The sequence below is a fragment of the Lysobacter antibioticus HS124 genome (assembly GCF_000336385.2).
GTDB classification, from domain to species: Bacteria; Pseudomonadota; Gammaproteobacteria; order Xanthomonadales; family Xanthomonadaceae; genus Lysobacter; species Lysobacter firmicutimachus.
The window spans coordinates 27,178-49,882 of record NZ_HG424441.1; the positions used below are offsets into that span (position 1 = coordinate 27,178).

Annotated in this window: 20 protein-coding genes; 7 read left to right on the forward strand and 13 right to left on the reverse strand. The window is 69.8% G+C overall.

The window, feature by feature from the left end:
• Positions 1-5: 5 nt before the first annotated feature.
• Entirely contained in the window at positions 6-1,658 is a 1,653-nt protein-coding gene (locus TX83_RS00295; RefSeq protein ID WP_064745904.1) for an electron transfer flavoprotein-ubiquinone oxidoreductase, read from the reverse strand.
• Positions 1,659-1,890: 232 nt separating this feature from the next.
• On the opposite strand from TX83_RS00295, the gene TX83_RS00300 reads away from it, so the two are divergent.
• The gene (locus TX83_RS00300) at positions 1,891-2,481 is read left to right on the forward strand and encodes an alpha-ketoglutarate-dependent dioxygenase AlkB family protein (protein ID WP_064745905.1); all 591 of its coding nucleotides are present in this window, start codon (positions 1,891-1,893) and stop codon (positions 2,479-2,481) included.
• Positions 2,482-2,490: 9 nt separating this feature from the next.
• On the opposite strand, the gene TX83_RS00305 is transcribed toward TX83_RS00300, so the two are convergent.
• From TX83_RS00305 to TX83_RS00330, 6 genes are all read right to left on the reverse strand, one after another.
• On the reverse strand, positions 2,491-3,678 hold the full coding sequence (locus tag TX83_RS00305) for a glycoside hydrolase family 16 protein (protein ID WP_064745906.1): 1,188 nt from the start codon (positions 3,676-3,678) through the stop codon (positions 2,491-2,493).
• Between the two features lie 173 nt (positions 3,679-3,851).
• Complete coding sequence (locus TX83_RS00310; protein WP_079247961.1) at positions 3,852-4,511, reverse strand: ABC-type transport auxiliary lipoprotein family protein; 660 nt, start codon at positions 4,509-4,511, stop codon at positions 3,852-3,854.
• The gene (locus TX83_RS00315; protein WP_064745907.1) at positions 4,508-5,449 is read right to left on the reverse strand and encodes an MlaD family protein; all 942 of its coding nucleotides are present in this window, start codon (positions 5,447-5,449) and stop codon (positions 4,508-4,510) included. The genes TX83_RS00310 and TX83_RS00315 overlap by 4 nt, the downstream gene beginning before the upstream one ends.
• 46 nt (positions 5,450-5,495) lie before the next feature.
• Positions 5,496-6,419, reverse strand: coding sequence for a CPBP family intramembrane glutamic endopeptidase (locus TX83_RS00320; protein ID WP_079247962.1), 924 nt, complete (start codon positions 6,417-6,419; stop codon positions 5,496-5,498).
• The gene (locus tag TX83_RS00325; RefSeq protein ID WP_064745908.1) at positions 6,416-7,267 is read right to left on the reverse strand and encodes an ABC transporter ATP-binding protein; all 852 of its coding nucleotides are present in this window, start codon (positions 7,265-7,267) and stop codon (positions 6,416-6,418) included. Before TX83_RS00325 ends, TX83_RS00320 begins: the two co-directional genes overlap by 4 nt.
• Before the next feature lie 79 nt (positions 7,268-7,346).
• Positions 7,347-8,468, reverse strand: coding sequence for an ABC transporter permease (locus tag TX83_RS00330; RefSeq protein WP_064745909.1), 1,122 nt, complete (start codon positions 8,466-8,468; stop codon positions 7,347-7,349).
• 194 nt (positions 8,469-8,662) lie between these two features.
• Between TX83_RS00330 and TX83_RS00335 the strand changes: the two genes are divergently transcribed.
• Positions 8,663-9,931 carry a threonine/serine ThrE exporter family protein gene (locus TX83_RS00335; protein WP_425605939.1) on the forward strand — a complete coding sequence of 423 codons (1,269 nt, stop codon included), beginning with the start codon at positions 8,663-8,665 and terminating at the stop codon, positions 9,929-9,931.
• A gap of 173 nt (positions 9,932-10,104) precedes the next feature.
• Here TX83_RS00335 and TX83_RS00340 read toward each other — a convergent pair whose 3' ends face one another.
• The 3 genes from TX83_RS00340 to TX83_RS00350 form a co-directional block, all read right to left on the reverse strand.
• Complete coding sequence (locus tag TX83_RS00340) at positions 10,105-10,491, reverse strand: H-NS family nucleoid-associated regulatory protein (protein ID WP_064745911.1); 387 nt, start codon at positions 10,489-10,491, stop codon at positions 10,105-10,107.
• 459 nt (positions 10,492-10,950) lie between these two features.
• A complete protein-coding gene (locus TX83_RS00345) occupies positions 10,951-12,666 on the reverse strand; it encodes a proline--tRNA ligase (protein ID WP_064745912.1) in 1,716 nt (571 codons plus the stop codon).
• Between the two features lie 150 nt (positions 12,667-12,816).
• The gene (locus TX83_RS00350; protein WP_425605940.1) at positions 12,817-13,302 is read right to left on the reverse strand and encodes a DUF4124 domain-containing protein; all 486 of its coding nucleotides are present in this window, start codon (positions 13,300-13,302) and stop codon (positions 12,817-12,819) included.
• Positions 13,303-13,413: 111 nt separating this feature from the next.
• On the opposite strand from TX83_RS00350, the gene pssA reads away from it, so the two are divergent.
• The 3 genes from pssA to rimI are packed head-to-tail and all read left to right on the forward strand — an operon-like array spanning position 13,414 to position 15,040.
• The gene (gene pssA / locus TX83_RS00355; RefSeq protein ID WP_064745913.1) at positions 13,414-14,196 is read left to right on the forward strand and encodes a CDP-diacylglycerol--serine O-phosphatidyltransferase; all 783 of its coding nucleotides are present in this window, start codon (positions 13,414-13,416) and stop codon (positions 14,194-14,196) included.
• Positions 14,193-14,546, forward strand: coding sequence for a hypothetical protein (locus TX83_RS00360; protein WP_064745914.1), 354 nt, complete (start codon positions 14,193-14,195; stop codon positions 14,544-14,546). The genes pssA and TX83_RS00360 overlap by 4 nt, the downstream gene beginning before the upstream one ends.
• Entirely contained in the window at positions 14,543-15,040 is a 498-nt protein-coding gene (gene rimI, locus TX83_RS00365; protein WP_064745915.1) for a ribosomal protein S18-alanine N-acetyltransferase, read from the forward strand. The genes TX83_RS00360 and rimI overlap by 4 nt, the downstream gene beginning before the upstream one ends.
• A gap of 287 nt (positions 15,041-15,327) precedes the next feature.
• Here the strand turns inward: rimI and TX83_RS00370 are convergent, their stop codons facing one another.
• The 3 genes from TX83_RS00370 to TX83_RS00380 form a co-directional block, all read right to left on the reverse strand.
• On the reverse strand, positions 15,328-18,093 hold the full coding sequence (locus tag TX83_RS00370; protein ID WP_064745916.1) for a valine--tRNA ligase: 2,766 nt from the start codon (positions 18,091-18,093) through the stop codon (positions 15,328-15,330).
• 111 nt (positions 18,094-18,204) lie between these two features.
• Positions 18,205-18,630 (reverse strand): DNA polymerase III subunit chi, encoded by a 426-nt coding sequence (locus TX83_RS00375; protein ID WP_064745917.1) that lies wholly within the window; start codon positions 18,628-18,630, stop codon positions 18,205-18,207.
• A 118-nt stretch (positions 18,631-18,748) separates the two neighbouring features.
• Positions 18,749-20,221, reverse strand: coding sequence for a leucyl aminopeptidase (locus TX83_RS00380; protein WP_064745918.1), 1,473 nt, complete (start codon positions 20,219-20,221; stop codon positions 18,749-18,751).
• Positions 20,222-20,456: 235 nt separating this feature from the next.
• Here TX83_RS00380 and lptF point away from each other — a divergent pair, with 235 nt between their 5' ends.
• Positions 20,457-21,539, forward strand: a complete 1,083-nt coding sequence (gene lptF, locus TX83_RS00385; protein WP_064745919.1) for an LPS export ABC transporter permease LptF — start codon at positions 20,457-20,459, stop codon at positions 21,537-21,539.
• Positions 21,536-22,636 (forward strand): LPS export ABC transporter permease LptG, encoded by a 1,101-nt coding sequence (gene lptG / locus TX83_RS00390; RefSeq protein ID WP_064745920.1) that lies wholly within the window; start codon positions 21,536-21,538, stop codon positions 22,634-22,636. The genes lptF and lptG overlap by 4 nt, the downstream gene beginning before the upstream one ends.
• Positions 22,637-22,705 lie beyond the last annotated feature (69 nt).

Consider the following 22,705-nt stretch of genomic DNA (forward strand, 5'->3'; position numbering starts at 1 on the left):
TTGTCTCACAGGTTCTGGTAGTTCGGCCCGGACCCGCCTTCCGGGGTGACCCAGTTGATGATCTCGTACGGGTCCTTGATGTCGCAGGTCTTGCAGTGCACGCAGTTGGCGGCGTTGATCTGTAGGCGCTTGGCGCCGGCCTCTTCGACGATCTCGTACACGCCGGCGGGGCAGAAGCGGGTGCAAGGGTTGCCGTATTCCTCGGCGCAGCGGGTCACGCAGACGTTGGTGTCGGCGACCTTGAGATGCACCGGCTGGTCTTCGTCGTGCTCGGTCGCGGCGAAATACACCGCGGCCAGGCGGTCGCGCGGGGCCAGGCTGCGCTCCAGGTAATCGCGCTTGGGCTTTTCGGCCTCGCCGAGTTTCTGCAGCGAGGACCAGTCCGGCTTGTTCTTCAGCGTCCACGGCGAGGCGCCGCCGGTCAGGGTTTCCCAGGCCGCGTTGAGCATGCCGAACCACAAGCCGCGCTTGAAGCCCGGCTTGACGTTCCGCACTTTCTTCAGCTCGCTCATGATCTCCGAGCCGCGCAGCTTGGCGTCGAAGCCCTGCGGCGACAGCTGCGAGCCGGCCAGGTGTTCGGCGGCGAGCATGCCGCTGCGGATCGCCTGATGCGTGCCCTTGATCTTGGGCACGTTGAGCAGGCCGGCGGTGTCGCCGATCAGCAGCGCGCCGGGCATTTCCAGCTTGGGCAGCGACTGGAAGCCGCCGGTGACGATGGCGCGCGCGCCGGCCGAGACGATGTTGCCGCCGTCCAGCAGCGGCTTGACCATCGGGTGGTTCTTCCACTGCTGGAACGCTTCCCAGGGCTTGTAGTCGGGATCGCGGTAATCCAGGCCGCTGACGTAGCCCAGCGCGATCCGGCCCTTGTCCAGGTGGTACAGGAAGCTGCCGCCGTAGGTGTGGCTGTCGGCCGGCCAGCCGAAGCTGTGCACGATCTTGCCCGGGGTCGTCCGGTCTTCGGGCACCTGCCACAGCTCCTTGATGCCGATCGAATAGCCCTGCGGGTCGCTGTCGGCGTCGAGCTTGAAGCGCTTGATCAGGCGCTTGGTCAGATGGCCGCGCGCGCCCTCGGCGAACACGGTGACCTTGGCGCGGATGTCGATGCCGGCGGTGAAGCCGGGCTTGTGGCTGCCGTCCTTGGCGATGCCCATGTCGCCGATGCGCACGCCGGCGACGCGGCCGTCGGCGTCGTGCAGGGTTTCGGCGGCGGCGAAGCCCGGGTAGATCTCGACCCCCAGCGCCTCGGCCTGCGGCGCCAGCCAGGCGCACATCGCGCCCAGGCTGACGATGACGTTGCCGTGGTTGTTCATGCCCGGCGGCACCGGCAGCTTGCGTCCGCCGGTCTTGCTGAGCAGCCAGAACTCGTCCTCGGTCGCCGGCACGCAGATCGGCGGCGGGTTGTCGCGCCAGCCCGGCAGCAACGCATCCAGCGGACCGGTCTCGATGACCGCGCCGGACAGGATGTGCGCGCCGATGGTGCTCGACTTCTCGATCACGCAGACCGAGATCTCGGGATTGAGCTGCTTGAGCCGGATGGCGAAGGACAGGCCGGCGGGACCGGCGCCGACGGTGACGACGTCGTATTCCATGACGTCGCGTTCGATTTCGATGGCTGGCGTGTCGGACGGCTGGACCGTGTCGATCGGCTGTTCGCTCATGCTGGCGGGACTCTGGCGTGCAATGCGACATTGTCGCGGGTTTGCGCCGGCAGCGCCAAGCCGGGGCCGTGCCGGCCCTGCGGCGGGCGTCGCGTTTAAAACGCGTTGAGCGCCGTTTCACGCTCGTTCCCGGACGTTGGCTCCGGCCGGCGTATGGAGGCCGCGTCGGCGGCGGCTGGACGGGAGCCGGATCCGGAACGCGGCGCGCGCCGGCCGCGTGCTAGCGTGCGGCATGCCCTTGCAACGACTGCCGCTGGAAGACGCCGAACTGGCCTTCGATCCGCATTGGCTGGCGCGCGAGGACGCCGACGCGTTGTTCGCGGCGCTGCGCGAGGGCATCGACTGGGAAGTGCACCGCATCCGCCTGTTCGGGCGCGAGCACGATTCGCCGCGCCTGAGCAGTTGGATCGGCGACGCCGAGGCGCGCTACCGCTATTCGGGCGCGCTGTTCGAGCCGCGGCCGTGGCCGGCGGCGTTGTTGCCGGTGCGCGCCCGTTTGAGCGCCGAACTCGGCGCGAGGTTCAACAGCGTGCTGGCCAACCGCTACCGCGACGGCCGCGACGCGATGGGCTGGCACAGCGACGACGAACCCGAGCTGGGGCCCGCGCCGACCATCGCTTCGCTGAGCCTGGGCGCGCCGCGCCGGTTCGCGCTCAAGCACCGCCGCCGCGACGGCCTCAAGGCCGCGCTGGAACTCGGCCACGGCAGCCTGCTGGTGATGGCCGGGCCGACCCAGGCCAATTACCGCCACGCCTTGCCGCGCACGGCGCGGCCGGTCGGCGAACGGATCAACCTGACCTTCCGCGCGATCCGGCCGCGCTAGCCACGCGGCTTAGGGCCTGCGCCAGGCGCGGATGTAGTCGACGTAGGTGATCGCCGACTGGGTCGCCGCCGCCGGCGGCTTGCCGGCGTAGACGAACTGATCGACCAGGATCGAGGTTTCGATCTGGCTGGCGTTGGCGGTGGTGCGCACCAGGCGTCCGTCGATGTAGAAGCGGGTCGCGTCGGGCGCGATGTCGGCGCCGTAGACGTGGTAGTCGGCGCTGGGATCGAAGCCGGGCGTGTGCACGTGGCTGTCCAGCGCCTCCGCGCCGTTGCGGATCACGTACTGGTTCAAGTACAGCCGGGTTTTGTTGTCGGAGTAGTACTCGAACACGTCGGTTTCGTTCCACTGCTGCGCGCCGGGCGCCTGGAAAGTCCAGAACGCCGGCCAGAATCCGGCTGCGGCGGGCAGCTTCATGCGCGCCTCGATGAAGCCGTAGCGGAAGTTGTAGCTCGGGTGCGAGGACAGCAGGCAGGAGGTCCAGTCGTAGCTGCGTCCGGAGGGCGATACCACGCGTTCGCGCTTGGCCAGCAAGCGCAGCGCGCCGCCGGCGACCGAACAGTTCGCGGCCTGGTTCCACTCCAGTTGCTGATTGCCGGGGTTGCCGTGGCCGTGGTCGGACTCGGCCGAAGAGGTGTCGGCCCATTTGCTCCAGTTCACGGCCGTCCCGTCGAACTCGTCGCCGAAGGCGTAAACCCAGTCGTTGCCGGCGCCGAGCGGGCGAGTCGCGGCCGGATCGCCGCCGGGCGCGGCGACGACCGTGAAGCTGCGTTCGGGGGCGAGGTCGGTCCAGCGGCCGCCGGCGTAGTACGACAGCCAATAGCGGTACTGGCCGGGCGGGAAGCGGCCGCTGCCGGTGAGGGTGCGTTCGCTGGTGCCGACGCTGTAGCCGCTTTGGTGGCCGAGGTCGAAATTGCGCCCGCCGCCGTCGCGCACCGCGAACACGATCTGGTCGTAGACCACCGGCTGGGGGTTTTGCAGCCGGGCGCCGAACAGCACGGTCTGCTCGGCGGTGGGGGCCGGCAGGTCGCGGCCGATCGCGCGCAGCGGGGTCGCGCCGACGGTTTCGTAGTCGATCACGCCGGGCGGGGTGGCCCGGGTCGGACCGAGGGCGGCCATGCCGCTGAAGGCCAGCGCGAGGGCGAGCAGGGCGGGCCGCGAAGCGGCGCGACGGGGGTGCGGCGAGGGTGCGGACATGGCGCCTCCGGTGCGCGCGGCGAGGCTGGCCGCGCGCTCTAGGTTGCGCAGTCTAGGAGCGCACCGGGGCCCGGCCTGTGCCGGCGGTCACCCGATTACAAGCTCTCTCGATCGGGCGTTTCGGGGGGGAGCTCTTCGCGGGCCGCGTCGCGCCGGCCCGGAACGGCGCGGCCTCAGCGCTTGTGGCTCTTCTCGTGCGCCGAGCCGGTGTCCAGTGTCCACCCGGCCAACTCGCCGGTGGTCGCGGCCAGCGAGCGCTCGAACGCGGCGACGACATCGCCGACCTCGGTCGTCGTCGCCGGCGTCGACTGCAGGAAGGTGCGCTGCGCGACCACTTTCTGGTCGGGGTTGTGCAGCAGCTTGGCGTTGAGTTCGATCACCGCCGACGGCAGGGCCTGGCCGGCGTAATCGGATTCGAAGCGGCGCAGGTCCAGCACCAGTTTGTAGTCGGCGCCGATGCCGCTGCCCTGGCGCGCCACGGCGGCGATCTTGCCGGAGTCCTCCAGCGTGCGCAGCAGCGCGTCTTCTATCATGGCGCTGGGCAGCTTGGCCCAGGCCGCGCCCTTGTAGACCTGGAACTCGTCGCCGTTGGGACGCACGGCGATGCGCAGGCTGTCGATCATGCGCGCTGCGGTCGGCGCGGTGACCGACAACTGCCAGTCGGCCTGCGGCCAGGCCGGGTCGGCTGCCACGCGCGGGTCCGGCGCGTACTGGGTGGTCGGGTTCTTCGGCTTTTCGTCGAGGATCGAGCAGCCGCCGAGCAGGGCGGCGGCGGCCAGCGCGGCGGCGAACGCGCGCAGCGCGGGTGGGGTCAGGGTCGGGATGCGGATCATCGGGCGGCCGGCTCCGGTTCGAATTCCTTGGTGGCGTCACGACCGAGCAGGTAGCGGGTCGGGTTGCTGTCGAGGCGGTCGCTGATCCGGCGCAGGTCGCGCACCAGCACGCGCAGCTCGGCCAGGGTCGGGCCGAGCTGGGCCAGGCCGTCGTTGGCGAAGCTGCTGATCGCGGCGCGGTTGTCGTTGAGGATGCCGTTGGCGCCGGTGGCGGCCGAATCGAGCTTGGTCAGGGTGCTGTCGAGCTTGGCGACGATGCCCGGCAACTTGCCGGCGATCTCGCGGTCGACGGTCTCGACCGCGCGGTTGGTGGTGTTCAAGGTCGCGCTGAGCTGTTCGCTGGATTTGCGCGCGTTGGCGATCAGCGCGCGCAGGTCTTCGCGCTGGTCGGCGATCGAGCCGGTCAGCGATTCGATGTTGGCCAGGGTCTTGGAGACGTGCTCGACGTTGTCGTCGCTGAGCACCTGGTCCAGGCGCGCGACCAGGCGGTTGGCGGTGTCGGCGATGTTCTGCAGCGCCGAGGCCTCGGTCTGGATGATCGGGATCTCGCTGCCGCGTTCGGCGTCGGCCAGGGCCGGGCTGTTCGGGCTTCCGCCGGTGAGCTGGATGATCGGGCTGCCGGTGATGCCGGTCATCGACAGCTTGGCGCGGGTGTCGGTCTTGATCGGCGCGTCGGCCTGCAGGCGCAGCTTGGCGATGACCCGGCGCGGGTCGTCCGGCGCCAGGCTCAGCTGCTGCACGGTGCCGACCGAGATGCCGTTGTACTGCACGTTGCTGCCTTCGGACAGACCGGTCACCGGTTCGTTGAAGATCACCGCGTACTCGCGCCAGCCGCGCTCGGAGGAGTACTTCGCCGCCCACAACGCGAACAGCAACAGGAACAGCGTCACGAGAATCGTGAACGCGCCGATCAGGACGTAATTGGCCTTGGTTTCCATCAGGCACCTTCAGTACGACTGGGCGTCGCCGCCGCTTTGGCCGGCATCATGCCAGCATGGGATAGGTAAACGCGGTGAAATGAATGAAGTTCAGGCCGAAGTGAGCCAAAACCGCGCCGAACAGACCGCCGCGGCGGTAGGCCCAGCCGTAGGCCAGCCCGGCCAGGGTCGCCAGCAGCACCCAGCGCGCGCCGCCGCCGGCATGGACCAGGCCGAAGGCCAGCGCCGACACCACGATCGCCAGCGCATCGCCGTGGCGCAGCGCGCGCCAGCGCTGTTGCAATGCCTGCTGCAGATAGCCACGGAACATCGCCTCTTCGGTCAGCGCCACCAGCAGCAGGTTGTTGGCCGCCCACAGCGGGGCGAAGGCCGGCCATTTCGGCGCCCAGGCGACCACGCCCAGCAGCAGAGCCAGGCCCAGGCAGGCGAGAGCGGCGGCGCCGGCACCGATCGCGCCGGCGCCCAGTGCCGCGCCCCAGCCCGGACCGACCAATGGCGGATGCGCGGGCGCGGCGACATCGCCGCCGCCTTTGCCGTGCGCGCTGGCGCCGATCCAGCACAGCAGCAGCCAGAACCCGGCCAGCGGCTTGTCGAAGTTGAGGTACAGCGACATCGGCGCGGCGTCCGCGCTCAGGCGCAGGCCGTCGGCCAGTTGCGGGTTGCGGAAACCCGGCATCAGGTGCAGGCCGAGCGCTAAGGCGACCACGACGAACAGGGCGTGGCCGGCGACCCGCGCCGGTTTGGCCCGCGCCGGGCGCACCAGCCATGCAGCCAGGCCGAGCAGGGCGAAGGCGGCCAGTGCCGGCGGCGCGAGCAGGCCAAGCGCGAAACCGGCGCCGACCGCGACGGCGAGCAAGACCGCGCTGAGCGCATGCGCGCGCGGCCACCACAGCAGGGCCGCAGCCAGGCACAGCACGCCCCAGGCGGCGAGGCTCGGCAGCTGCGCAGGGTCCGGGGGCCAACCGCTCATGCGCCGGCCGCGTCCGCGTCGCGGAGGTTGCGCGCGCGCGTGACCTGGGCGGCGCGCGCGCGCGGGCCGTGGAAGTACTCCTGCACCCAGGGATGATCGAGCCGTTCGACGTCCTCGATCGGCGCGCAGGCGACGACCTGCTTGTCGGCCAGCACCGCGATGCGGTCGCAGATCGCGTACAGGGTGTCGAGGTCGTGGGTGATCAGGAACACGGTCAGGCCCAGCGCCTGCTGCAAGGTGCGGATCAGGCGGTCGAAGGCGGCGGCGCCGATCGGGTCGAGGCCGGCGGTGGGCTCGTCGAGGAACAGCAGCGGCGGGTCCAGGGCCAGTGCGCGCGCCAGGCCGGCGCGCTTGCGCATGCCGCCGGACAGCTGCGAGGGCAGCTTGTCGATCGCATCGGCGGGCAGGCCGGATAGCTTGACCTTGAGCAGGGCCAGTTCGTAGCGCAGCGAGTCGGGCAGTTCGCCGTGGTACTCCTTGAGCGGCACCTGCACGTTTTCGCCGACGGTCAGCGAGGAGAACAGCGCGCCGTCCTGGAACAGCACCCCGGTATTGCGCTCGATCTCGCGGCGCAGCCGCGGGTCGGGGCTGCGCGCGTCGATGCCGAGTACCTCGATCTCGCCGGCGTCGGGCCGGCGCAGGCCGAGGATGGAGCGCATCATCACCGACTTGCCGGTGCCCGAGCCGCCGACCACGCCGAGGATCTCGCCGCGGCGCACGTCCAGGTCCAGCCCGTCGTGCACGCGCTGTTCGCCGAATTGGTTGACCAGGCCGCGGATGCGGATGATCACGTCGTCGCCTTCGGCGCCGACGTCGGGATTGGGGAGTGGGGAGTGGGGAGTGGTCAAAGCAGTGCTCCGTTGGGGTACGGCAGCGCTCGGCTTTGGCCTTTAGCCAATCCCGAATCCCGAATCCCGGATCCCGGCCTCACCAGCCCATCTCCATGAACCAGATCGCGAAGAACGCGTCGAGCACGATCACCAGCGAGATCGCCTGGACCACGCTGGAGGTGGTGCGTTCGCCGACCGATTGCGCGGTGCCCTTGACCTGCAGGCCCTCCAGGCAGCCGATCAGGCCGATCAGCAGGGCGAACACCGGGGCCTTGGACATGCCGACCAGGAAATGGCGCAGCTGCATGGTGTCGTGCATGCGCGTCAGGTACTGCGGCGGCGGGATGTCCAGGCCGTAGGCGCCGACGGTGAGGCCGCCCAGCAGGCCGGCGACCATGGCGATGAAGGTGAGCAGCGGCAGCATCACCAGCAGCGCCAGCACGCGCGGGATCACCAGCAGGTCGATCGGGTCCATGCCCAGGGTGCGGATCGCATCGACCTCTTCGCGGCTGACCATCGCGCCGATCTGCGCGGTGAAGGCGCTGGCGGTGCGGCCTGCCAGCACGATCGCGGTCAACAGCACGCCGAACTCGCGCAGGAAGGAGATGCTGACCAGTTCGACCACGAAAATGGTGGCGCCGAAGTCTTTGAGGATGGTCGAGCCGAGGAAGGCCACCACCGCGCCGACCAGGTAGCAGAGCAGGGCGATCAGCGGCACCGCGTCGAGGCCGACCTGCTCCATGTGGTGCACGGTCGCGGTCGGCCGGAAACGGCCCGGGCTCTTGAACAGCCGCAGCATCTTGACCAGGGTTTCGCCGAAGAAGGCGACCAGGGCCAGTACTTCCTTCCAGTTGTCGGTGACCGCGAAGCCCAGGCGCGCGAGCGCGGCCTGGAAGCCGTACTCGCGCTTCTTCTTCGGCCGCTCGTCGGCGACGTCCTCGATCGCGCTGACCAGGGCGCGGTGGCTGTCGTGGAAGGAGAACGCGGTGTCGAAATCGAGTTGGCGGCGGCGCGCATAGCGCATCAGCTGCAGCACGCCGACCGAATCCAGGCGTTCGACCCCGCGCGCATCGATCTCGGTCGCGCCTTCCGGCGCGTGCTTGAGCGCGTCGCCGATGCGCAGGGCGTGTTCCAGCGTCCAGCAGCCGGACAGGCGCAGGCGCGAAGGCGCTTGGCCGTCGGCGGCGATTTCCGGCGCGTGCGAGGTCGATGCGGTCATAGGCTCTCGGGCGGGAGAATACAGGCTAGAAGCAGACAGGTGAGTGTCGGGTGTGCGGTCCATGCGGGGGCGTGCGGGGCCGCTTATGCGACGGCGCCTCGCTCGCGCGCGGCGGGATCGGGCCGGCGCGGCCGCATCCGGCTGACTGCCGCATGCACCGGCGGCGCGCGGCGTCTGCCCAGCGGCGCGCGCGCATGCGATGCTTCGCGGCTATGTCCGCCCCGCATCCGCTCAGCGCCACCAGCTACGCAGCCCGCATCGCCTTCGTGGTCGAGCTGGCCGAGCGCCTGCACAGCTATGGCACCACGGCTCAGCGCCTGGAAGCGGCGGTGACCGCGGTGGCGCAGAAGCTGCGCCTGGAATGCGAGCCCTGGTCCAATCCGACCGGGTTGATCCTGACCTTCAGCGACCCGCAACGACCGCTGGGCGACAGCGACACCACCCGGGTCATCCGGCTGCCGCCGGGCGAGAACGATCTGTACCGGCTCAGCGAAACCGACCGCATCGCCGAGGAGGTGATGGCCGGCCGGCTCGACCTGGCCGCCGGGCATGCCGCCCTGGAGGCGTTGGACCGGCCGCGCACCCGGCGCTGGCGGGCGATGCAGGTGATCGCCTACGGCCTGGCCGCCGGCGCGGTCGCCAGCCTGCTGCGCCTGCCCTGGCTGGACATCGGCGTGGCCGCGGTGAACGGCCTGATGATCGGCCTGCTGGTGGACTTCTCCGGCCAGCGGCCGCGACTGCGCGAGGCGCTGGAAGCGATCGCCGGCGTGTTCGCCGCCGCCGCGACCGTGCTGGCGGCCAATTTCGTCGCTCCGTTGAACCAGAACACGGTGATCATCGCCTCGCTGATCGTGCTGCTGCCCGGTATGGCGCTGACCAACGCGGTCAACGAGCTGACCAGCCAGCATCTGGTCTCGGGCACCGCGCGTTTCGCCGGCGCGGTCACCACGGTGGTCAAACTCGCGGTCGGCACGGTGATCGGCCTGTACCTGGCCGACCTGATCGGGTTGGAGCCGGTGGTGCGGGCCTGGCGTCCGCAGGAGTCGTGGGTGGAATGGTGCGGCCTGGCGGTATCGGCCTATGCCTTCGCGGTTTTGTTCCGCGCCGATCGCCGCGATTATCCCAAGGTGATGGCGGCGGCCGCGGGCGGTTATCTGATTTCGCGTTTCGGCGGCCTGGCCTGGGGCAACCCGGCGGGGATCTTCCTCGCCGCCCTGGTCATGACCGCGCTCGGCAACGCCTATGCGCGCTGGGGCAACCGGCCCGGCGCGATCATCCGCGTGCCCGGCATCATCCTGCTGGTGCCCGGCAGCGTGAGCCTGCGCGGGCTGCTGACCATGCTGCAGCAGCAGGACGTCCACGTCGGCCAGGACGCGGTGCTGGCGGTGGTCAATATCCTGTTGGCGCTGATCGCCGGGCTGATATTCGGCAATCTGCTGTTGCCGGCCCGGCGCAATCTCTGATCCGGCTCCGCCGGGCGCCGATCCGGCCGCCTGCGTCCCCGGCCGAGTCCGGCCGGCTCCCATTCCCCGGCGGGTCGAATTCGCCGCACCGCTCCCCCGGGCAGCGGTGCGGCCGATTTTCGCCGACGCAATAGAAAACGCCGGCGGCTGCCGGCGCCTGCGGCCGAAGCCGGTTACTTGATCAGGAAATCGTCGAGCTTGCGGCCCGCGGCGGTGTAGGCGGCCAGCCAGCGCGGCTGCTTGCCGCGACCGGTCCAGGTTTCGCCGGTATTGGCCGGATTGCGGTACTTCGGCGCGACCTTGCCGAGCGGCTTGCGCGCCTTGCGCGCGCCGGCGGCGGCCGGCTTGGCGGCCTTGGGGCCGGCCTTGGCGGCGCGCGGTGCGGACGCGGCGCCGAACAGTTCTTCGATGGTGTAGCCCTCGGCCTTGACCAGCTGGGCGATTTTCTTGCGCACTGCAGCAACCGGCTTGCGCTTGTTGAGCGTGGTTTTGCGCTTCTTGGCCTGGCTGATCAGGGATTCGAGTTCTTTGGCGGACAACGAGGAGATATCGATCGTCATGGAGCCTCCGGGAGTGTGGTCGGTTTACGGCCAGTCCCTGGCGCGCGGCCAGCATAATAGAGGGACATACCCCGGGCGTAAATGTGCCGATGGTCGCGATATATTCGTTCGCGATTCTGCGGGCGGTTGGCACGATTAGTGCTGTGCTATTAGTGCCGCGACGTAAGCGGGCCGCGATGGTCAATGGGGTGCGGGGCCAGCGGAACGCGGCGCAAACCGACGCGATACGGTGCCGTGGGCGCGCCGGCGTTCGCGCGACCGGCGGCGGATAATCCGCGCGACGCCCCCGGCGCGATTCTATCCGGGCGGCGGATTCGCGATGTGCGGCGGGCGCAGAAAATCGCCGCGCGGGGTAGGCGATAAAACGTGTCTGCCGTCATATTTTCGAACACTATTACCAGTGCGCGGCGGCAGCGGGATTACCCGTGCGGTTTAGCCGGGTAATCCGCCCGGGCCGGCTCAGCGGCCGGCGATGCGCGCCAGCACCGCGGCGCGATCGAGGTTTTCCGCCTCGGCGGCGCTGCGATGGCGGTATTCGAAGCTGCCCGCGGCCAGGCCGCGTTCGGACACCACCACCCGGTGCGGCACGCCGATCAGCTCCATGTCGGCGAACATCGCGCCCGGGCGCAGGCCGCGGTCGTCGAGCGCGGCGTCGACGCCGGCGGCGAGCAGGTCGCGGTACAGCGCCTGTGCGGCTTCGGCCACGGCGGCATCGTTCTTCGGGTTGATCACGCACACCACCGCCTGCCACGGCGCCATCGCGTCCGGCCAGGCGATGCCGGCGTCGTCGTGGTTCTGCTCGATCGCCGCGGCGACTATCCGCGACACGCCGATGCCGTAGCAGCCCATGGCCGGCGTCGCCGCCTTGCCGGTTTCGTCGAGCACGCTGAGCTTCATCGCCTCGGCGTATTTGCGGCCGAGCTGGAACACATGGCCGACCTCGATGCCGCGGGCGATGCCGAGCGTACCGCGGCCGTCGGGCGAGGGGTCGCCGGCGACGGCGTTGCGGATGTCGGCCACTTCGTCCGGTTCGGCCAGGTCGCGGCCCCAGTTGACTCCGGCCAGGTGGTAGCCGTTGTCGTTGGCGCCGACCACGAAGTCGGCGAGCGCGGCGACGCTGCGGTCGGCGATCACCCGCACCGGCTTGGCCGGCGCGACCGGGCCGAGGAAGCCCGGCTGGGCGCCGAGGTGTTCGAGGATCTCGGCCTCGCTGGCCAGGCGGTACTCGGCCAGGCCGGCGAGCTTGGACAGCTTGATCTCGTTGACGACGTGGTCGCCGCGCACCAGCGCCAGGGCGAACTGCGGCTGGCCGTCGGCGTCGGCGCCGACGATCGCGACCGACTTGACCGTGCGCGCCAGCTCGATGCCGAGCAGGGCGGCGACGTCTTCGCAGGTCTTCTGGGTCGGCGTATCGACCTTGCGCATGGCCTCGGCCGCGGCCGGGCGCGGGCCCGGCGATACGGCTTCGGCCAGTTCGACGTTGGCGGCGTAGTCCGAGCCGTCGGAGAAGGCGATCGCGTCCTCGCCCGAATCGGCCAGCACATGGAACTCGTGCGAGGCGCTGCCGCCGATCGCGCCGGTGTCGGCGAACACGGCGCGGAACTTCAGCCCCAGGCGGGTGAAGATGCGGCCGTAGGTGTCGTACATGTTGCGGTATTCGCGGTCCAGGTCCTCGTCGGTGACGTGGAAGGAGTAGGCGTCCTTCATCAGGAACTCGCGCGCGCGCATCACCCCGAAGCGCGGTCGGATCTCGTCGCGGAACTTGGTCTGGATCTGGTAGAAATTGACCGGCAGCTGCTTGTAGCTGGCCAGCTCGTTGCGGGCGAAATCGGTGACGACCTCTTCATGGGTCGGGCCGAAGCAATACCAGGCTTCCTTGCGGTCCTGCATCTTCAGCAACTGGCCGCCGAACTTCTCCCAGCGCCCGGTCTCTTCCCACAGCTCCTTGGGCTGCACCGCCGGCATCAGCACTTCGATCGCGCCCGCGGCGTTCATCTCCTCGCGCACCGCGCGCTCGACCTTGCGCAGCACGCGCAGGCCCAGCGGCGACCAGGTGTACAGGCCGGCGGCGAGCTTGCGGATCATGCCGGCCTTGAGCATCAGCTTGTGGCTGACGATTTCGGCCTCGGCGGGGGTTTCCTTGCTGGTATGGAGATGGAACTGCGACAGGCGCATCGGCAGGGGTTCGCGGATGGGGAAAGCGAACAGTTTGCCATGCCGGCGCGCCAGGCTCGTTCGCGAACCGGGCCGGCGGGGCGCCGGGGGCGCCCTGGAGGCGAGCGCCGAAGCCGCTGCGGGCGGGCTCCGGCGCTCAGCGGGCGCCGATCAGGCGTCGCCTTGCTTGGTGGTCGGGCGGCCCGTGGCCGGCGACCCGGCGGCCGGCGCCGCGGCCGGCTGGGTGCAGTAGGCGCGCACCGCGGCTTCGGCCAACTGGACCTGGGCGGCGCGCTGCTGGGCGTCGAGCACGTTGTCCGGCTTGCCGTCCTTGTTGGCGTCGACCCCGACCGAGCGCGAGCTTTGCAGCTGCTTGAGATTGCCGCGCGCGGTCACGCACTGCGGGTTCTCGGCGGCCGGCGCGTCGGCCGCGGTGGCGGTCTGCGCAGCCGTGCCGGAGCGGTTCTTGATCACCCGGTTCTTGACCCCGGCCTGGTTGGGCGGCGGCGAATCGGAGTAGTGAGTGACGCCCTTGGCGTCCTTCCACTGGTACAGCTCGGTCGCGGCGACCGGGGCGGCCAACAGGACGAGCAGGGCGGCGCTGAGGCCCAGCGCCGGGAGGGGGCGGCGGGCGGAAGGGCAGGTCGGGCGGGACATGACGGAGCTCCGGGGCAACGGGCGGAACGGGGCGGCAGGCGCCGGTGAGGCGGGGGGAAGCTACGATTGCAGCATCCTGTCCGGATGCAGGCAAGCGCTACACTTCGCAGTATGGAACCCCATCACACGCCCCGCCCCCGCGGACGCGGCATTTACCTGCTGCCCAACCTCTTCACCACCGGCGGCATGTTCGCCGGCTTCTACGCGATCATCGCCGCCACCCAGGGCCGCTTCGACGACGCCTGCGTGGCGATCTTCATCGCCGCGATCCTCGACGGCGTCGACGGCCGGGTCGCGCGCCTGACCAACACGCAGAGCGAGTTCGGCGTGCAGTACGACTCGCTGGCCGACCTGATCAGCTTCGGCCTGGCGCCGGCGCTGGTGATGTACCACTGGGCGCTGGAATCGACCAAGCTGGACGGCGTCATCCCCGGCAAGATCGGCTGGGTCGGCGCCTTCCTGTACGCCGCCTGCGCCGCGTTGCGCCTGGCCCGGTTTAATTCCCAGGTCGGCCAGGTCGACAAGCGCTGGTTCATCGGCCTGGCCAGCCCGGCTGCGGCGGGCCTGGTCGCCAGTTTCGTCTGGACCTGCCACAGCTTCGACCTCGCCGGCGAGCAACTGCGTTATGGCGCGTTGGCGGTGACCGTACTGGCCGGCCTGCTGATGGTCAGCCGGATCCGCTACGTCAGCTTCAAGGGCAGCGGCCCGCGCAACGACCGGGTGCCGTTCCTGGCGATCCTGGTGGTGGTGGCGGTGGTGGTGGCGATCGCGATCGACCCGCCGCGGGTGTTGCTGGCGATCTTCGCTCCCTACGCGCTGTCCGGTCCCGTGCAGGCGATCTACCGCCGCGTGCGCCGCCTGCCGCCGCCCCCGACCGAGGGCGCCGCGCCATGAGCGGACTGTGGAGCGCGCAGCAGCGCGAGTGGCTGCAGGCGATGGGCCACAGCGTGCTGAGCCTGGCCGGCGACGCCGCCGAGGCCGTGCCGCCGATGGAGCCGCGCGCCTCCGCTGCGTCGGCGGTCGGCGGCGCGGTCGCTGTGCCGGCGGCCAAGGCGGCGAGCGCCGGCGCGCCGGCGCTCGACAGCCCGCTGCTGCGCAATCTGCTGCGCGCCGCCCGCCGTTCGCCCGGCGATGCGGCGGTGCTGGCCTTGTTCGACGCGGCCGCGCTGCGCGGCGACCCGCGCGCCAAGCGCGCGTTGTGGCCGCAGTTGCGCGCACTGCGCCGCGGGAGCGCGCGCCGATGATCGCGCTGGCCTCGGACCTGGAACGTCCCACGGCCCCGGCCGCGCTGCGGCCGATGCGCGAAGACGACTTGGATGCGGTCCACGCGATCGAGATCCGCGCCTACGAGTTCCCGTGGACCCCGGGCATCTTCCGCGACTGCCTGCGCGCCGACTACCCGGCTTGGGTGCTGGTCGAGGACGAGCGCATCGTCGGCTATTTCTTGATGAGCGTCGCCGCCGGCGAGGCGCACGTACTCAACGTGTGCGTCGCTCCGGAAGCGCATGGGTTGGGGTTCGGCCGCAAGTTGCTGCGCGCGCTGGTGATGATCGCCCGCGGCCGCGGCGCCGAACGGGTATTCCTGGAAGTGCGCCCGTCCAACGCCGGCGCGATCGCCCTGTACCACAGCGAAGGCTTCAACGAGATCGGCCGCCGCCCGCGCTACTACCCGGCCCGCGGCGGCCGCGAGGACGCGCTGGTGATGGCGATCGAGTTGTTGCCCGAGGGTGGGGATTAGGGATTGGGGATTGGGGATTCGGGATTGGCAGGAGCGGCGACGCTGCCCCCTGTAGGAGCGGCGTGAGCCGCGACAACCCAAACGACGAAACACCACGCCTCCTTCGGAAGCCCCGACCCTTCCCGCTCTGCCTGCCCAAATCGCGGATATCCGCGCTTCGGCTGCCACGCTTGCGTCCGTCGCTGCGGGTTGTCGCGGCTCACGCCGCTCCTACAGGAGCCACGCGCGGACGCAAAAAAGCCGCGGCATGACCGCGGCTTTTTCGCCTGTGCGACCGCAGCGGCCGCTCAGTCCAGCTTGGCTCGCTGCGCGACCAGCTCTTCCAGCATCGTGGTCCAGTCGACCAGGCGCTTGCGCTCCTGCTCGACCACCGCCGGCGGCGCGTTCTGGACGAAGGTCTCGCTGGCCAGTTTGCCCCGGCACTTGGCGATCTCGCCTTCGACCCGCTTCTTCTCCTTGTCCAGGCGCACGCGCTCGGCGTCGAGCTTCTCCGCCGGCAGCGGCACCAGCAGGGTCAGCTCGCCGACCACCGCCGGCGCGGCCGGCGGCGCGGCGGCCACGTCGTCGACGAACTCGATCCGCTCCAGCTTGTTGAGGAACGTGAGCTGGCTGGCGAAGCGTTCGCTGCGCTCGCGGTCGCTGGCGTCGCCCTTGGCCAGCAGCAGCGGCACCAGGTCGGACGGCTTGACGTTGAGCTCGCTGCGCACCTTGCGCAGCGCCGACACCATCGCCTTGAGCCATTCCACGTCGGCCTCCGCGCGGGCGTAATCGCCGGCGAACTCGGCCGCTTGAGGGTAGGCGCGCAGCATGATCGTGCTTTCGGCCACGCCCAGCTTGGGCGCGACCTGCTGCCACAGTTCCTCGGTCACGAACGGAATCAGCGGATGCAGCAGGGACAGCAGGCGCTCGAGCACGTACAGCAGGGTGTGGCGGGTGCTGTCGGCGGCCTCGCGGTCTTCGCCCTGCAGCGCCGGCTTGGCCAGTTCGACGAACCAGTCGCAGAACGCGTTCCAGGCGAACTCGTACAGGCTCTGCGCGAGCAGGTCGAAACGGTAGGCGGCGAAGTGCGCCTCGGCCTCGGCCGCGGCCTTGGCCAGTTGCGCCAGGATCCAGCGCTCGGCGTCGGTGCGGGGCTGCGGCGCGCCGGCGAAGCGGGCGCCGTCGGTGTTCATCAGCACGAAGCGGGTGGCGTTCCACAGCTTGTTGCAGAAGTTCTTGTAGCCCTCGGCGCGGCCGAGGTCGAACTTGATGTCGCGGCCGTGGGTGGCGAGCGCGGCGATGGTGAAGCGCAGCGCGTCGGCGCCGAACGCCGGGATGCCTTCGGGGAATTCGCGGCGGGTGGCCTTTTCGATCTTCTCGGCCATCTTCGGCTGCATCAGGCCGCTGGTGCGCTTGGCCAGCAGTTCGTCCAGGGTGATGCCGTCGATCAGGTCGATGGGGTCGAGCACGTTGCCCTTGGACTTGGACATCTTCTGCCCGTCCTTGTCGCGCACCAGGCCGTGGATGTACACGTCGCGGAACGGGACCTGGCCGGTGAAGTGGTCGGTCAGCATGATCATGCGCGCGACCCAGAAGAAGATGATGTCGAAGCCGGTGACCAGCACCGAGGTCGGCAGGTAGCGCTCGAAGCCGCGTGCGCCCATCGCCGCCGCGTCCGGCCAGCCCAGGGTGCTGAACGGCCACAGGCCTGAGGAGAACCAGGTCTCCAGCACGTCGTTGTCCTGGCTCAGCGCCACCTCGGCGCCGAGTCCGGCGCGCGCGCGCGCGTCGGCTTCGTCGCGGCCGACGTAGATGTTGCCCTGCGCGTCGTACCAGGCCGGAATGCGATGGCCCCACCACAGCTGGCGGCTGATGCACCAGTCCTGGATGTTCTCCATCCAGTGACGGTAGGTATTGATCCAGTTGGCCGGGACGAAGCGGACCTCGCCCTGCTCGACCAGCGCCAGGCCGCGCTTGGCCAGGCCGTCCATGCGCACGAACCACTGATCGGTGAGATAAGGCTCGATCACCTGGCCGGTGCGGTCGCCGCGCGGCACCTGCAGCTTGTGCGGCTTGGTTTCGACCAGCAGGCCCTGCGCTTCCAGTTCGGCCAGCACGACCTTGCGCGCTTCGTAGCGGTCCAGGCCGACGAAGCGTTCCGGCGCGTTGCCGTTGACGGTCGCGTCGGGGGTGAAGATGTTGATCAACGGCAGCTCGTGGCGCTGGCCGACCGCGTAGTCGTTGAAGTCGTGCGCCGGGGTGACCTTGACCACGCCGGTGCCGAACTCGCGATCCACGTAGGCGTCGGCGATGACCGGAATCTCGCGGCCGGTCAGCGGCAGGGTCACGCTCTTGCCGATCAGGTGTTGGTAGCGCTCGTCGTCCGGATGGACCATGACCGCGGTGTCGCCGAGCATGGTTTCCGGGCGCGTGGTCGCCACGGTCAGGGTCGCGCTGCCGTCGCTGAGCGGGTAGCTGATCGACCACAGGAAGCCGTCTTCTTCCTCGTTGACCACTTCCAGGTCGGAGATCGCGGTCTTCAGCACCGGGTCCCAGTTGACCAGGCGTTGGCCGCGGTAGATCAGGCCCTGCTCGTGCATGCGCACGAAGGCCTCGATCACCGCCTGCGTGGCCATCGGGTCCATGGTGAAGGTCGAGCGGGTCCAGTCGCCGGAGGCGCCGAGGCGGCGCATCTGCCGTTCGATGGTGCCGCCCGAATGCGCTTTCCACTCCCACACCTTCTCGATGAAGCCGTCGCGGCCCAGGCCGTCGCGGGTCAGGCCTTCCTGGCCCAGGTTGCGCGCCACCACCATCTCGGTGGCGATGCCGGCGTGGTCGGTGCCCATCTGCCACAGCGTGTCGTAGCCGCGCATGCGGTGATAGCGGATCAGCGCGTCCTGCAGGGTGTGCTGGAACGCGTGGCCCATGTGCAGGGTGCCGGTGACGTTCGGCGGCGGCAGCAGGATCGAATACGTCGGGCCTTCGCCGCGCGGCTGGAATACGCCGCTGCTTTCCCACTGTTCGTAGAGGCGGGCTTCGAACTGTTTGGGGTCGTAGCTGGAGGCGAGGGACATAGGGGCGGAGATTCGGGATTGGGAATTCGGGATTGGGTACAGCGGGGATTCGGGATTGGAGATTCGGGATTCGTTAGGACAATGGCGAAAACCGAAGCGTGGGGCCGCCCCTCACATATCGTGCTTGTTCAACGCCAGCCCGCGCGCCTGGTATTGCTTCCAGCGCTCGCGCAGCGGACCGCGCGCGGAGTCGTCGGCGGGAACCACTTCGAGCACGCGGTCGAAGCCGTCGGCGACCGCGGCGTCGCGCAGGTTGATCACCAGCGGGCGCAGCGCGGCGTCGGACTCGGGCGCGGCGATCAGCACGTCGGCTTCTTCCTCGTCCTCGTCCAGGCCGGCGATCTGGTGCGGGATGTAGGCGTCCTCGCCCATGTCCCAGAGCATGTCGTCGAGTTGCTCGGCCTGCTCGGCGCTGCGCGCCAGGATCAGGGTCGGCAGCCCGGCGTCGTGGGCCTTGCGCGCCAGCTCGCAGACCAAGCGCATCGGCTCCTCGCGGAAGCGCGGCGATTGGATCAGGTAGAAGTCGGCACGGGGCATCGGGAAGCCGGGATTGGGGATTCGGGATTGGGGATTGGTTGGGGCAAAAGCCGAGGCGGAGCCGGTGGGGATTCGATGGCGGCGTCAGGAGCCGTCATCGAATCCCGAATCCCGAACCTCAAATCCCGGCCTGATCGAGCAACCACTGCGACAGCAGCCCCACCGGGCGGCCGGTGGCCAGGCCGCGCTTGCCTTCTTCGTTGGAGACGCCGGCGATGTCCAAATGGGCCCAGCGCTGGCCTTCGGTGAAGCGGGCCAGGAAGCAGCCGGCGGTGATCGCGCCGGCCCAGCGGCCGCCGATGTTGTAGACGTCGGCGAAGCTGGATTCGAGCTGGGTCTGGTACTCGTCCCACAGCGGCAGGCGCCAGGCGCGGTCGAAGACCTGCTCGCCGGCCTGCAGCAGTTCGCCGGCGAGGTCGTCGTCCTTGCTCATCAGGCCGCTGGCGAACTTGCCCAGCGCGACCACGCAGGCGCCGGTCAGGGTGGCCACGTCGAGCAGGGCCTTGGGTTCGAAGCGCTGGGCATAGGTCAGCGCGTCGCACAGGATCAGGCGGCCTTCGGCGTCGGTGTTGCCGACCTCGATGGTCTTGCCGGACATGCTGGTGAGCACGTCGGACGGACGGTAGGCGTCGGCGTCGGGCATGTTCTCCACCGCCGGCACCACCACCACCAGGTTGATCGGCAGCTGCATGCCGACCGCCGAGACGAACGTGCCCAGCACCGAGGCGGCGCCGCACATGTCGAACTTCATCTCCTCGATGCCGCCCTGGACCTTGAGGTTGATGCCGCCGGTGTCGAAGGTGATGCCCTTGCCGACCAGCACGTAGGGCTTGGCGTCGCCGCCGTTGTCGTACTTGAGCACGATCAGCTTGGGCGGATTGGCCGAGCCGCGCGCGACGGCGAGCAGCGAGCCCATGCCCAGCGCCTGCATCTGCTCGCGATCGAGCACTTCGCAGGAGGCCTTGTCGAAGCGGCCGGCGAATTCCTGCGCCTGCTGCGCCAGGTAGGCCGGGTTGCAGATGTTCGGCGGCAGGTTGCCGAGCTCGCGCGCGAACGCGACGCCGGCGGCGATGGCCTGGCCCTGCGCCAGCGCGACCGTGTCGGTGCCGCTGAGCGAGAGCTGGCGCAGGCCGGGTTCGTCCTTCTTCTTGCCCAGGGTGGCGGTGTAGCGATAGCAGGCGTGGTCGGCGGCGATCGCGGCCTGGCGGATCGCCCAGGCCGCGTCGCGGCCCTGCACCGGCTCTTCGGACAGGGTCAGCAGGGCGTGCTGGACCGGGCCGGCCTTGAGCGCGCGGGCGGCGTCGCCGACCGCCTTCAGGTACTGGGCGACGCCGAACTTGCCCGGCTCGCCGAGGCCGACCACCAGAACGCGCGGCGCGGTCACGCCGGGGACGTCGTGCAACAGGGCGGTCTTGCCGGTCTTGCCGCTGATGTCGCCGCGTTCCAGCAGCACGGTCAGGCGGCCGCCGCTGATTTCATCCAGCGTTCGCGCGGCAGCGGTCAGGGTCTTGTCGGCGAAGGCGCCTACCACGACGCAATCGGTTTGAGCGGCCGCGGGCGTGTCGCGGTTCAGGTCGAATTCGAGGGCCATCCAACAGATTCCCAGCAGAAAAGAGGAGTTGTCTCGTACAATCGGCCGGCTTTGCCTACGGCCGGAGGCCAAGGACTGAAGCCGGGGCCTGAAGCCCGCGCCGCCTGGCGCTCTTGTCGATCCGCAGCCCCTAGATCGGGGCGGGATCGGGCCAGCCGGCCGTCGAACGAACCCCCGAGTTTAAAGCAAGCCCGCCCGATGCCGAAGCCCAACCCGAAGCGCGCCCCCACGCCTCATGCAGAAGCTTGACCGTTACCTGACCGGCGAATTCGCCCAGGCCGTCTTCGCGACCCTGGTGGTGCTGCTGATCGTGAGCGTCGGCGGCGCCTTCACCGACGTGCTCGAGGACATCGCCAAGGGCAAGGTCCCGGCCGGGATGATGCTGATGCAGCTGGGCCTGGTGCTGATCAAGTGGCTGCCGCTGATCCTGCCCCTGGCGTTGATGCTGGGCCTGATGCTGGGCATCGGCCGGCTGTACCGGGACTCGGAAATGCCGGTGATCGCCTCGATCGGCGTCGGTCCCAAGCGTTTGCTGCGCCCGCTGCTGTACGTGGTCGGGCCGATCGTGCTCGTGGTCGGCGCCTGCTCGCTGTGGCTGGGTCCCTGGGCCGACCGCGTCTCGCGCGAAATGATCAACGAGGCCAGCCGCAGCCTGGTCGTGGCCGGGCTGGAGCCGGGCGCCTTCACCGGCCTGCCGAACGACAACGGGGTGATCTACGTCGGCGCCATGTCCGGCGACGGCAGCCGTTTCGAGCGGATCTTCATCTATCGCAACAAGCCCGAGCGGCAGACCGTCACCACCGCCAAGAGCGGCCATCTGACCGTGCGAGCCAACGGCGACCGTTACCTGACCCTGGACGACGGCTTCGAGGTCGACGGGCCGATGGACGGAGGCCTGGACTACCGGTTGATGCGCTACGCCAGCAACGACGTGCTGATGCCGGCCAGCGAAGACCGCTACGACCCGTCGCTGCCGGAAATGATGTCGACCCCGCAATTGCTGACCGACCCGCGGCGCGAGGCCGCGGCGCAACTGCATTACCGGATCGCGCCGCCGCTGCTGGCGCTGGCGTTCGCCCTGCTGGCGGTGCCGCTGGCCCGCAGCACCCCGCGCCAGGCCCGCTACGGCAGCGTGCTGATGGGCTTCCTGGCCTATCTGATCGGCAACAACTTCATGATGATGGGCACCGGCTGGATCGAGGACGGCAAAGTCCCCGGCTTCGTCGGCCTGTGGTGGCTGACCCTGCCGCTGCTGGCGGTGTCGGCCTGGCTGTACCTGCGCGACGGCCGCGTCGCCCGGCGGAGGAAGGCGCGATGAAGCCCTTCCCCAAGATCCACGACGTCTACGTCGGCCGGGCCGTGCTCGGCACCGTGCTGCTGACCTGGGCGGTGCTGCTGGGCCTGGACTTCATGCTCAGCCTGGTCGGCGAGTTCGGCGACATCGGCAAGGGCCGCTACGGGCTGATGCAGGCGCTGGCCTACATGCTGATGACCGTGCCGCGCCGCGCCTACGGTCTGTTCCCCTATGCCGCGGTGATCGGCGCGCTGATGGCCCTGGGCCAGTTGGCCTCGACTTCCGAGCTGACCGTGCTGCGCGCGGTGGGCCTGTCGCGGCGCCGGCTCAGCCTGGCGGTGGCCGGCGCGCTGGCGGTGCTGACCCTGGCCATGGTGGTCAACGGCGAGACCCTGGCGCCGGAAGGCCAGCGCCGCGCCGATGCGCTGAAATCGGCGGCCAAGTCCAACAACCAGGTGGTGGCCGAGTATTCCGGCCTGTGGGCGCGCGAGGGCGACGTGATCCTCAGCGCCAGCCAGGGCCAGGAGCGCAGCAGCGGCCAGGACCGGTGGCTGGAGCTGCGCAACGTCAATCTGTACCAGTTCGGCGCCGACGGCCGCCTGGCCTCGTACGCGATCGCCAAGATCGCCGAGCACCGTCCCGGCGGTTGGCTGCTGCGCGACGTGACCCGCACCACCTTCCACGCCAAGTCGGCCGAGCAGACCCAGGTCGCGCAGGAGCGCTGGGAGTCCAAGCTCGACAGCGCGGCGCTGATGAGCGGCACCAACCGGCCGCGCTACCTCAGCGCCAAGGCCCTGCACAAAGCGATCGAGGACCGCGAACGCAACGACCTCGATGCGGCGGAATTCGAGGCCCATTACTGGGGACGCTGGTTCTACCCGCTCAACGTGCTGACCCTGTGCCTGGCGGCGATTCCGTTCGCCTTCGGCAGCCTGCGCAGCGGCGGCCTGGGCAAGCGCTTGTTCATCGGCATCGTGTTCGCCCTGGTGTTCTGGCAGTTGCAGACCCAATTCGTCGAACTGGCCAAAGTGTTCCACTTCGACTTCCGCCTGGCCTATGCGATGCCGACGGTGGTGATGCTGGCGGTCTCCGCCTACCTGTTCAAACGCAGGTCGGGGTGAGCCAAGCCCGCTTAGGCGGCACTGCCGCCTGGGCTTGGCGAACGCCCGGCGCGCTGCGCCGGGCCGGGG